An 11402-nucleotide genomic window follows, 5' to 3' on the forward strand; every position below is an offset into this window, starting at 1 on the left:
CGGCGAAGTCCGCACGACCATGCCGGCCGGGAGGCGGACCTCCGCCGTCAGGTCGTCACGTCCCGCCGGCGGAAGGCGACCAGCCCGATCATCAGCAACGCCACCGCCACCCCGGTCAGCACCACCAACGGCGTCGCCGTCGGATCCGTCGCCGGCACGGCGGGAACATGGCTGAACGGTGACAGGTTGAGCACCGGCCGTGGCAGCTCCAGCACCGCGCCGAGCTGTCCCATCAGCAGGAACGCGGCGAGCACCGTCCAGGACAGCGGCACCGACAAGCGGGGCAGCTGTCCGAACAACACCACGACGAGGCCGGCCAGCACGAGTACCGCGGGAAGGTGGACCAGAGCCGCGGCGATCAACTCGGCCACCTGGGTGGCCGGCTCGCCGACGGCCAGGCCGTAGCCCAAGCCGGTGCTCGCCCCGGCGACCACGATCAGAACGAGCGCGCCGAGCACGGCCGCGAGCACGTGCCCGGCCAGCCAGCGGTTACGGCCGACAGCCGCGCCGAGCACCGGTTCGAGCCGACCGTCGGCCTCCTCGGCACGGGCTCGCAGCACCGCCTGCGTCGCGTACCCGCCGATGGCCAGCGCGAAGATCGCCAGCATGGCGGCCAGGAACGCGTTCACCAGATCGTCGCCGCCACCGAGTTGACTGATCACCTCGGCCGCCGCCGCGTTCTCGCCGACCATCGCGTTTACCTCGTCGGCCACCGCACCCATGCCCAGCCCCATGATCGCGACCCCGATCGCCCAGCCGAGCAGCGTCCCGCGATGCAGCCGCCACGCCAACCCGAACGGGCCGAGCAACGCCGGGGCGGCGGTGGCCGGGCCACGCCGGTCCGCCAGCAACCCGGCGCCGACGTCCCGCCGGTTGGTGAGCACGAACGCCACCACCACGCCGACCAGCAGCAGGCCGGCCGGGAGCAGCAGCACCCACCACCGGTTCTCCTCGTACGCCCGGACCTGGTTGCCCCAGCCCAGCGGGGACAACCAGGACGGCCAGGAGCTGACGACGCGCTGCCCGTCGGAGGTGGTGTCACCCCAGACGTCTCCGGCGGCGCGCAACGCGAAGGCCACGCCCACCGTGGCGGCGGCGAGCGAGTTGGCGCCCCGGGCGGTTCCGGAGACCTGCGCGGTTACCGCCGCGACCGCGGTGAAGGCGACCCCGACCGCGCCCAGCGCGCCGGCCGCGAGCATCGAGCCCGCCACCGGCAGGCCGCTGCCGATCAGCGCAAGCCCCATCAGCGCCGCGCTGGCCAGATTGGCTCCGATCACGACCAGCAGGGCCGAGGTGAGCAGTGCGTACCGGCCGACGGCGGCGGACCCGAGCAACTCGGTCCGGCCGGTCTCCTCGTTCTGCCGGGTGTGGCGCACCACCGCGAAGGTGCTCAGCAGGGCCACCAGGATGGCAAGGGTCACGTACGACTCGGCGGTCACCACCGCGCCCAGGCTCGCTCCGGCCACCGGTCCGTTGAAGGCGCGGGCCACGACGCTGGCGGCGGACGTTGTCGCGTACGCGAGCCGGTCCTGATCCGAGTCGTAGATACCGAGGACGCTGCCGGCGAGCGCCATGGCCAGCAACGGTGTGCCGAGCACCCAGATCAGCAGCCGGACCCGGTCCCGGCGTACCGCCAGCCGGACGAGCCGTGCCGTGCCGGTGAAGCCGCTCACCGGGCACCCACCGGGGTACGCGCGTCGTCGGCCGGGACCTCGTCGGCGTAGTGCCGCAGGAACAGTTCCTCAAGCGTGGGCGGGGCACTGGTCAGCGCCCGGACGCCGAAGCCGGTGAGGTGCCGCAGGACGGCGTCCAGGTGTTCGGGCTCCACCTGCAACGACGTTTCCGCGTCGACGACCCGCACCTCGTGCACGCCGGCCATCTCGGCCAACCCCGTGACCGGCCGCTCGGTGGTCACACTGATCGAGGTACGGGTGAGGTGACGCAGCTCGGTCAGGGTGCCGGTTTCGACGGTGCGGCCGGCACGGATGATGCTGACCCGGTCGCAGAGCGCCTCCACCTCGGCGAGCACGTGGCTGGAGAGCAGTACGGTGCCACCGGCCCGCTTTATCCGTCGGACCTCGTCCTGGAACACCGCCTCCATCAGCGGGTCCAGCCCCGAGGTCGGCTCGTCGAGGACGAGCAGCTCGACATCGGAGGCGAACGCCGCGACGATTGCCACCTTCTGCCGGTTGCCCTTGGAGTAGGCGCGGCTCTTCTTGGTGGGGTCGAGGTCGAATCGCTCCAGCAGGTCGTCCCGGCGCCGCCGGTCCAGCCCACCACGCAGGCTGCCGAGCAGGTCGATGGCCTCGCCGCCGGTGAGGTTCGGCCACAGGTTGACGTCACCCGGCACGTAGGCGAGACGGCGATGCAGCGCGACCGCGTCCCGCCACGGGTCACCGTCGAGCAACCGTACCGAGCCGGAATCCCTGCGCAGCAGGCCGAGCAGGATCCGGATGGTCGTCGACTTGCCGGACCCGTTGGGCCCGAGGAACCCGTGCACCTCGCCCGGCTCCACCCGCAGGTCGAGCCCGTCCAGGGCGCGGGTGCCACCGAAGGTCTTCACCAGGTCGGTGATCGAGATCGCGGCCATGTTGCCTCCCGTCGAAACGCAGCATCACCTCCACTGTACTGACCAGCGGTCAGGCCAACCAACCCACGGTCAGTCAGCCGACTACGCTGGACGGGTGACCGACACCGCCGGGGACACCCGAAGCCGCATCCTGCGCACCGCCCAGGAGCTGTTCGCCGAGCGCGGCTACCAGCGCACCTCGCTGCGCGAGATCGCCGCCCGGCTCCGGCTCACGAAGGCTGCCGTCCTCTACCACTTCCCGTCGAAGGAAGACCTGCTCGCGGCGCTTGTCGAACCGTTGATCGCCGAGCTGGAGGCGATGCTCGACGCGGCCGCCCGGCTGCCGGCCGCGCGGGCCCGCTGGGCGGTGGTCACCGGCTGGGTCGACATCATGCTCACCCACCGCAAGCCGCTGGGGTTGCTGGTCAACGACTTGACGCTGCTCTCCCGCGGCCCCACGTACCAGCGGTTGTGGCGGATCGCGTTGTGCGCGAACGAACTCGTCGCCGGCCCGGACGCGGGCCGGCGGGAGCGGATCTGGGCGAGTCAGGCGATCGCGATGGCCAGTGACCCGGTGGTCTTCTTCGGCAACGACCCGGTCGAGGAGGTGCGGGCGGACATGCTCGCCGGCATCCGCCGGTTGTTCGGCGGACCCGAGGACGAGACCGGGTCCGCCGCGGTTGCCGAGGCGTGGGGCGGGACCGGGTCCAGGAGCGAGACCGGAACCCGGACCGAAACCGGAACCCGGACCGAAACCCGGACCGAAACCGGGACCCAGGCCGGGACCCGAACCGAAACCGGGACCCGGACCGAGGCAAACGCGTCCGGACTGGATCCCGGATCGGCAGGATCTCCGCGGCGCCGGTCCGGCCGGCGCACCGGCCGCCCGCGGTCGCTCAGCCCGGAACAGATCGCGACGGCCCGGCACTGGTACGCCGCGGGGGCCACCTCGGTGGACGAGATCGCCGCGTCGCTGGGCGTCTCGCGGGCTACCGTCTACCGCCACCTGGACTAGACGGGCAGCTGACCGCTGACTTTTGAGACGATTTTGCAAATATTTTTTTGAGACACAAACGGATCTGCTCCTCCACCGGGCCGCGCTGATCGACTCGATGTGCGGCATGTCGCGGGGTTGGACGCGCGACAACCCACCGACTTCCCGCACGTCGTGTCGATCAATACAACCTGGTCACGCAGCGGGGCATCGGCGAACCGTCCCCGCGCCAGTGCGCCGCCACTAGCCCCACTTGAGCGATTGCTCAAGTCCGCCTACGCTGACTCTTGAGCGATCGCTCAAAAGGGGGAGGTCAGGGCGGTATGACGCGGGACGATGACGCATGGACACGCTGGACGGACGGTGCTGTCGAGCCGCCTGAGCCACGGCGCGGCCCGGCGAACTGGATCCTCGCCGGATTGATCGTCGCCTTCGGCGTGGTTGTCTTCGTGGCCGCCGTCCGCACCGGACGCGCGGACAGCGCGCTCCTCTTCGTCGGGCTGCCGGCCCTGCTCGCGGCGGCGCTGGCGCTCACCCCCGGCCGCACCACACACGGCCGGGTGTTCAGCTTCACCACGGTCTTCCTGCTGGTCGCCGCCGTGGCCCTGCACGAGGGAGCGATCTGCGTGGTGCTGGCCGCGCCGATCGTGTACGCGGTGGCGCACGGCGTCACCGCGTTGATCCGCTGGACCGTCGGCTCCTCCCGGTACCCGCTGCTGGTCCTCCCGCTGCTGCTGGCGAGCGGGCTGGAGGGGGTCACCGACGAGCTGCGGGTCGACCCGGTCCAGTCGGTCGGCGTCACCCGGACGGTGTCGCTGCCGGCCAACGAGGTGGTCACCCGGCTGGCCGACGGCCCGCGCCCGGTCCCGACCCGCTCCCCCGCGCTGCGCGCCCTCAACGTGCCGCTGCCCGACCGGGTCACCGGAGACGGTCTCGACCCCGGTGACCGGTGGATGTTCGGTTACCACGGCTCGGCCCACGGCCCCGGCGGGCACATCGTCACCGAGGTCACCGAGCGCGAGCCGGGTCGCGTCGCGTTCCGGTTCGTCGAGGACAGCTCGATCGTCGGCCGGTGGATCGAGTGGCGGCAGGCGGAGCTGCGCTGGCACGACGCCGGTGCCGGCCGCGCCGAGGTCCGGCTGACCATCTCGTACGAGCGGGGTCTCGATCCCTCCTGGTACTTCGGCCCGGCGCAGGACGCGTTCCTGCACCAGGGGGCGGCGCACCTGCTCGACATGCTGACGTTGCGATGACCGTCGCGCGTTACCTCTGCCTGGCGGTGCCGCTGGCCCTGCTGCTGTGCGCGCTGCGGTTCGAGCGGGACCGGGCCGCCCGTGGCGCGGCGCTGCTGGCCTTCGTCGCGACGGCCCTCGGGGTGGCGGCGCTGCACGAGGTGGCCCGGCTCGCCGGGTGGTGGAGCTTCACCCCGGTGGCCGGGGCTTACCGGGGCCTGCCGGTCGACCTGTGGCTCGGCTGGGCGGTGCTGTGGGGTCCCGTCCCGGTGCTGCTCCGGCGGGTCCTGCCCGTCCCGCTGGTGCCGGGTCTGCTGCTCTTCGTCGACGCGGTGGCCATGCCGGCGCTGGCGCCGCTGGTCCGGCTCGGGCCGCACTGGCTGCTCGGCGAACTGGTGGGCCTGCTGGTCGTGGCGCTGCCCGCACACCTGCTGGGGCGCTGGTCGGCCGACCGTCGGCGGCTCGGCCCCCGGGTGGCGCTCCAGATGGCGGTCTTCGCCGCGCTCGTCCTGTGGTTCGTCCCCAGCCTGGCCTTCGAGGTCGGCGACGGGGACTGGCGACGGATCACCGAGCTGCCCCGGTCCGCGCTCGCGGCGCTCGCCCAGGTCGGCCTGGTCGTCGCGGTGCCGGCCCTGGCCGCGGTCCGGGAGTTCGCGGTACGCGGTGGCGGCACGCCGTTCCCCTGGGACCCGCCCCGGCGGCTGGTCACCACCGGCCCGTACGCCTACCTGGCGAACCCGATGCAGGTCGGCGCGACCGGCCTGCTGCTGCTGATCGCCGCGGCGGGCCGCAGCCTGACGCTGGCGCTCGGGGCGGTGGTCGCGGTGGCGTTCACCGCCGGCGTCGCCCGGCCACACGAGACACCCGACCTGGCCGGCAGGTACGGGACAGCGTGGCGGGCGTACCGGGCGCGGGTCCGCGACTGGTGGCCCCGCCGGTGCCCGTACCAGATCGGGGTCCCGGCCACCCTGTGGCTGGACCTGACCTGCGGGCCCTGCGGGCGGGTGGCGGAGTTCCTGCGCCGCCGCCGGCCGGTGGGTCTGCGGCTCGTCACGGCGGCCGACCACCCGCGGACGCTGTGGCGGGCGGAGTACGCGGGCGGCGACGGCCACGTGGAACGGGGGGTGGCCGCCGTCGCCCGCGGGCTCGAACACCTCGGTCTCGGCTGGGCCTACGTCGGGTGGGTGCTCCGGCTGCCGGGCGTCGCCTGGTTCGCGCAGCTCGTGACGGATGCGATGATCGCACCGCCCCGTCCGGCCGGCACCCGAGGAGCGGCATGTCCGACACCAAGCAGCGCCTCGTCGACGGCGCGCTCGCGGCCGTCCGGGAGCACGGGATCGCCGGCGTATCGGCCCGCACCATCGCCGCCGCCGCAGGCGTGAACCAAGCGCTGATCTTCTATCACTTCAGGGGTGTGGACGAGCTGCTCGCGGCCGCCTGCCTGGCCGCCACCCGGGCCCGGGTGGCCGCGTACGCCGACGAGTTCGCGGACGTCCGGTCGCTGCGCGAACTGCTGGAGGTCGGTCGCGCGCTACACGAGCGGGAACGCGCCGAGGGCAACCTGTCGGTGCTCGCCCAGTTGCTGGCCGGCGCCCAGCGCGACGAGCGGCTGGCCGCCGCCACCGGCGCGGCCCTGCGACTCTGGGTGGACGAGGTGGAACGGGTGCTCCACCGGCTGCTCGACGGCGCTCCGTTCGCCGAGATCGCCGACATCCCCGGGCTGGCCCGCGCGGTGTCGGCGGCCTTCATCGGGCTGGAGTTGTACGAGGGGATCGACGCCGCCGGCGCGGACCGCGCGCTGGCCGCTCTGGATCAGCTCGCCGTCCTCGTCGAGATCGTGGACGATCTCGGCCCGGTCTCCCGCCGCGCCCTGCGCACCCGGATCAGCCGGGCGGCCCGGCGCGGCTGACCCAGCCAACCCGCTCGCACCGCCGGAAGGACCTCCGGTCGCGCGGTGACTCGCGAGCGAGGCCGGTCAGCAGCACACCATCCGGTCGTCGCGCACCACACCGGTCGGGTCTTCTCGACCGTCACGAGGCTTCGCCGGGGGGCCGGGATGCGCAGAGCTGGGCGCACAGGGTGTCGAAGGCCCAGCGTTCCCACCGCTGCGGGGGCCAGCCGCGCTCCCGGACGAACAACAGGTACAACTCGGTGCTCAGCAGCCCGTACAGCACGTCGGCGGCCTCCTCGACGGACAGGTCCGGTCGCACACCGGGCTTGCCGACCAGGGACCGGGCGGCGGCGGTTTGCACCACGTACCGGGGATCGGGGTCGCGCCGCCAGATGTCGGCGAGGTCCGGGGTGGTGGCCGCCGCGATGGTGACCATCTCGCTGATCTGAGCGACCCGGTCCAGCACCGATCGGCTGCCGTGCACGTGCGCCCGGAGCTGCTCGACCGCGCTCGGTTGGGCCATCGCGGCGCGGAACCACGGTCGGTCCAGGGTCGCCACCGGCTCGTCGTCGCCGGCGATCGTGACGTCCACCAGTTCCTTGAGCAGCGAGCGCTTGTTGTTGAATGTGAAATAGATGGTCTGCACGGCCACCCCGGCCCGCTCCGCCACGTCCTGCAGCGTCGTCGCGGCGTACCCGTGCTCGAGGAACAGTTCGCGGGCGGCGGTAAGCATCCGCTGTCGGGTCTGGCGGGCCTTCTCCGCTCGCTTGCCACTGGTCCGAACCGGGGTCATGGGCGAAGTCTACGGTTCGGTCAGATCTTGAGGCTGAAGCCGTGGTCGGCCAGTTCGGTGAGGAAGTCGACCGGCTGCACCACCTGCTCGATGTGCCGGACACCGGTCGGCATCCCGGGCAGCCGGCGGATCAGCGTCGCCGCGGCGAGTCCGGTGGCTCGGCTCTGCCGGTGACCGCTGAACGTAGCCGTCGCGTCGCCGGCTCGCACCGCCAGCGCGAACGCGTCGCCGCCCAGATGGACCCGGGCGAGGGTGGCCAGCAACGCGGCGCGGCTCGCCGGCCGGCGGAGCAGACGTCCGACGACCGGCCACCGCCCGGCCGGGAACAACGCGGTGAGCAGCCGGGAGTCGACGCATAGTCCGGTGGCGGCCCGGCTGACGCCGATCGTGGCCGGCAGCGTGTCCTGATCGGAGAAGGGCATCTGGTACACGGTCCGGCGACCGTGCGGTGCCGGGAAGTCCATCTCCCACGCTCCGGGCAGTTCACCCAGTCCGTCCAGGATCCACTGGAGCGCCTGCCGGCCGTGCCGTTCACCGCCGCCGCCCAGGATGCCGATCCGCACCTCCTCGGCACCGGATCGGGTCACGCAGTGCGCCGCCAGCAGGTTCGTCACGCCGGGTGCCAGCCCGACGCTGAGCAGACAGGTGGAGTCCGTGTCGCGAGCCACGGCGTCGAGTTCGCCGAGCCGGTCCAGCAACGGCGTGCTGGCCGTGATGTCGAGGTAGTGGACCCCGCGCGCGAGGCAGGCTCGGGCCAGGGGCACGTTGTCCAGTTCCGCGCACATCAGCACCACGTCGGTGCCGTCGAGCAGCCGCGCGATGTCCACGGGATCCCCGGCGTCCGCGCGGACGACCGTGGTGCCGGCGATCCGGGGAGCTGTCGCCGGGTTGCGACCGGCCAGCGCGATGTGGGCCTCGGGCAGCATCCGAACCAGCGCGGCGGCGGCCTCGCGCCCCACGGCGCCGTAGCCGCCGACAATCATGACCCTGGTCATGCCACGGCCTCCATCGCACCGGCGGTGGCCGGGGCAGCCGTCGCCTGGTCCGGTCGCCGTCCGCGACCCGGCGACGGGTACGCCGGCCCGGCGCCGCTCGGCGCTCGCCCGTCCTTGGCGGGGAAGCCGACGCGCCGACCGGCGACGGTCGAGCCGGCGACCCTGGGGACGGTCGCGACGAGCGGCAGCGGGCCGGTGAGCATGCCGTACTTCGACATGCCGCCTCCTTAGCTAGAGCTGTACTCTAGTGAGGCTATTACTAGAGCTTGGCTTTAGTCAACTCTCGGCCTCCCCCTTGACAGATCCAGCTCCCGGCGGAAACGCTGGAGCAGCACACTAGAGCTAGACTCTAAGGAGTTGGTCATGAGCCTTCTGGTGATCACCAGATTCACCATCGATCCGCGAGACGCGGCGGAGCTGCGCGCCCGGCACGCCGCCCTGGTGGCCAGCACCCGGGAACGATCCGCCGGGCTCACCGAGGCTCGGCTCGGCCGGCTCAGCGACGAGTCGTGGCTGGGCGTGTGGCGCTGGACGTCACCCGAGCACCTGCGGGCCGCCCGGGAGAGCGCGCCCGACGACCCGACCGCCACCGCCGCGTTCTCGCTCGCCCGAGGCATCACCGCGGAGGAGGTGCAGCTGGTCGACGAACACTGACCGGCACCGGGGGTGCACCTCCCCCAGGGCCGCCCCGGGCGCGCCATCCGCGTCCGGGGCGGCCCTCCCGGCGCCGGTCACGGCAGCCGGGTCCGCCGGCATTTTCCGCGTCCACGATTTCGGCGTTCGGCGCGTCGTCGACCCATCTCCGTGGACCTGCGCCGAGCCAATGGGAGGTAATGTCGGACGTCCACCCTATATATATGAACGTCGACTGTTTCGGTATTCTTACCGAAGTTTCCGGAAGGCCGGGACACGCCCGTACGGCGAATTGGCGATTTTCGCCCACCCACGCTTTGATGACATCCCCTGTCCAGAGCCGGTTGGGTGGTCGAACATGCTGGAGATACTCCTCCTCGGGCCGACTGAGGCAATCGCGTCGGGCCTGACTATCTGTTTGTCCCCGTTACAGCGAAACGTTCTCGCGGTGCTCTCACTATCGCACGGAACGGTTGTTTCCACGAACAGGTTAATCGATTCCCTGTGGGGCGATCACCCTCCCGCCGCACCACGTTCGCGGGTGCAGGGGTTGATTTCGGAACTGCGCCGCAAAATTGGCGTGTCACTAACCACCAAGCATCCCGGATATCTACTCGACCCGGACACCAGCGACACCGACGTCCGGAAGTTGTACGAATCGATGCGGCGAGCCCGGCAAGCGACCGAGGCGGCCGTCGCGGCGGTGGAGCTACGGGCCGCCCTCGCACTGTGGCGCGGAGACCCGCTGGACGGGGTCACCGCCCCGGGCGTCGAGGTGGACCGGACCCGGCTCACCGAGCTGCGCGTCGGCCTCCTAGAGGACCGGTTCGGGGCGGAACTCGACCTCGGCCAGCACGCCGAACTGGTCGCCGAACTCACCGCCGCGGTTGCCGCCCACCCGCTTCGGGAGCGGCTCGCCGGGCAGCTGATGCGCGCGCTGTATCGCTGCGGTCGGCAGACCGACGCGCTGCGCGTCTATCAGTCGCTGCGCGAGCGGCTGGTCGAGGAGGTCGGTGGCGAACCGTGTGCCGCGCTCCGCCAGTTGCACACCGCCATCCTGCGCGGCGAGCCGGGACCCGGCCCGCGGCCGGCCATGATCGCGTCGACCACCACGGCTCGCGGCAGCGCCTCGACACCGGTCGCCGGCCCCGGCGAGGTCACGTCCCTGGACGGCGCGACCGACCCGCGACCGGCCCAACTGCCCGGGGGCGTCGGTCACTTCACCGGCCGAACCACCGAGCTGGCCGCGCTGACCCACGCGGTGGCTGGTGGCACCGACGAACCCCGGGTCCTGCTGGTCTCCGGGCTGGGTGGGCTCGGCAAGACCGCCCTGGCGGTGCACTGGGCGCGGACGGCGGCGGGCCGCTACCTCGACGGCCAGATCTTCGTCGACCTACATGGCCATGACGCTGCCCGGGCGCTGACCGGGCTGACCGCGTTGGGCGCCGTGCTGACCGCGCTCGGCGTACCGCGCCGGGATCTTCCCGACGACCTCGACGGACGGACGGCGCTCTACCGGACGCTTGCCAACGACCGGCGCCTGCTGCTGGTGGCCGACGACGCGGCGACCACCGCGCAGATCCTGCCCCTCGTGCCGCCCACCACGGCCAGCCAACTCGTGGTGACCAGCCGGCTGCGACTGCCGACGCTGGCCCGACACCACGCCGTGCACCGGCTGCCCCTCGAACCCCTGCCGCACGACGCGGCTCGTGACCTGCTGGTACGGATGGTGGGACCGGACCGCCTCCGGGATCAGGCAACCTGCCGCGTCCTGCACTGGTGTGGCGGTCACCCGGTGGCCCTCCGGCTGGTCGGCGCCAGACTCGCCGTCCGCCCCGGACAGTCCGTCGCCTCGTTCGCCGACGAACTCGGCGAACCCGCCGACGACCTGCTGTTCGACGAGCTACCCGACCTGCACGCGGCACTTGTCGACGCCTACCGGTCGCTGAGCCCGGCCGCCGCCCATCTGTTCGGTCGACTGGGGCTGGAGCCGGGGCAGTCCCTCTGCGTCCACCCCGTAGCCATGGCCAAGGGCGCCGCGCCCCGACGGATCCGCCGGCTGCTGGACGAACTGCTGGCGGTCAACCTGGTCGCCGAGTCCGGACCGGACTGCTACCGCTGCCCCGACCTCGTCCACCGGTTCGCCCGCCGCTGCGGGGCCGAACTCAACGAACGGGACACTGTCGACGAGTGGCTGCGCTATCGACGTACGGCGATGCCAATGCCTATCGCGTGTGGCCGATCCGTACCGGATCCGCAGTGAATTCCGAGCCATCGATGAAACCCTGGCTGGCG

11 protein-coding genes are annotated in these 11402 nt (G+C 72.3%); 6 read left to right on the forward strand and 5 right to left on the reverse strand.

The genetic code is table 11. From position 1 onward, the window contains the following. Positions 1–47 precede the first annotated feature (47 nt). Positions 48–1673, reverse strand: a complete 1626-nt coding sequence (locus tag ACFQUZ_RS16225; protein WP_377442895.1) for an ABC transporter permease — start codon at positions 1671–1673, stop codon at positions 48–50. Next, a complete protein-coding gene (locus tag ACFQUZ_RS16230) occupies positions 1670–2590 on the reverse strand; it encodes an ATP-binding cassette domain-containing protein (protein ID WP_377442897.1) in 921 nt (306 codons plus the stop codon). Before ACFQUZ_RS16230 ends, ACFQUZ_RS16225 begins: the two co-directional genes overlap by 4 nt. A 94-nt stretch (positions 2591–2684) precedes the next feature. Between ACFQUZ_RS16230 and ACFQUZ_RS16235 the strand changes: the two genes are divergently transcribed. The 4 genes from ACFQUZ_RS16235 to ACFQUZ_RS16250 all read left to right on the forward strand — a co-directional run bounded on the left by ACFQUZ_RS16235 (position 2685) and on the right by ACFQUZ_RS16250 (position 6704). Then, entirely contained in the window at positions 2685–3584 is a 900-nt protein-coding gene (locus tag ACFQUZ_RS16235) for a TetR family transcriptional regulator (protein WP_377442899.1), read from the forward strand. 302 nt (positions 3585–3886) lie between these two features. Then, entirely contained in the window at positions 3887–4816 is a 930-nt protein-coding gene (locus tag ACFQUZ_RS16240; protein WP_377442901.1) for a hypothetical protein, read from the forward strand. Next, entirely contained in the window at positions 4813–6177 is a 1365-nt protein-coding gene (locus ACFQUZ_RS16245) for a methyltransferase family protein (protein WP_377442902.1), read from the forward strand. The genes ACFQUZ_RS16240 and ACFQUZ_RS16245 overlap by 4 nt, the downstream gene beginning before the upstream one ends. Next, positions 6072–6704, forward strand: a complete 633-nt coding sequence (locus ACFQUZ_RS16250) for a TetR/AcrR family transcriptional regulator (RefSeq protein WP_377442904.1) — start codon at positions 6072–6074, stop codon at positions 6702–6704. The genes ACFQUZ_RS16245 and ACFQUZ_RS16250 overlap by 106 nt, the downstream gene beginning before the upstream one ends. A 121-nt stretch (positions 6705–6825) precedes the next feature. Here ACFQUZ_RS16250 and ACFQUZ_RS16255 read toward each other — a convergent pair whose 3' ends face one another. Genes ACFQUZ_RS16255 through ACFQUZ_RS16265 form a run of 3 tightly spaced genes read right to left on the reverse strand, consistent with a single transcriptional unit; the run spans position 6826 to position 8692 of the window. Continuing rightward, positions 6826–7479: a TetR/AcrR family transcriptional regulator gene (locus tag ACFQUZ_RS16255; protein ID WP_377442906.1), complete on the reverse strand. Its 654-nt coding sequence runs from the start codon at positions 7477–7479 to the stop codon at positions 6826–6828. Between the two features lie 20 nt (positions 7480–7499). Continuing rightward, a complete protein-coding gene (locus ACFQUZ_RS16260) occupies positions 7500–8474 on the reverse strand; it encodes a saccharopine dehydrogenase NADP-binding domain-containing protein (protein WP_377442908.1) in 975 nt (324 codons plus the stop codon). After that, positions 8471–8692 carry a hypothetical protein gene (locus tag ACFQUZ_RS16265; protein ID WP_377442910.1) on the reverse strand — a complete coding sequence of 74 codons (222 nt, stop codon included), beginning with the start codon at positions 8690–8692 and terminating at the stop codon, positions 8471–8473. Before ACFQUZ_RS16265 ends, ACFQUZ_RS16260 begins: the two co-directional genes overlap by 4 nt. Before the next feature lie 145 nt (positions 8693–8837). Here ACFQUZ_RS16265 and ACFQUZ_RS16270 point away from each other — a divergent pair, with 145 nt between their 5' ends. Continuing rightward, positions 8838–9128: an antibiotic biosynthesis monooxygenase gene (locus ACFQUZ_RS16270; RefSeq protein WP_377442912.1), complete on the forward strand. Its 291-nt coding sequence runs from the start codon at positions 8838–8840 to the stop codon at positions 9126–9128. A gap of 337 nt (positions 9129–9465) precedes the next feature. Then, positions 9466–11370: a BTAD domain-containing putative transcriptional regulator gene (locus ACFQUZ_RS16275; RefSeq protein ID WP_377442914.1), complete on the forward strand. Its 1905-nt coding sequence runs from the start codon at positions 9466–9468 to the stop codon at positions 11368–11370. The last annotated feature ends 32 nt before the right edge of the window (positions 11371–11402 follow it).

Source organism: Plantactinospora sp. GCM10030261, from assembly GCF_042666615.1.
Taxonomy (GTDB): Bacteria; Actinomycetota; Actinomycetes; order Mycobacteriales; family Micromonosporaceae; genus KBS50.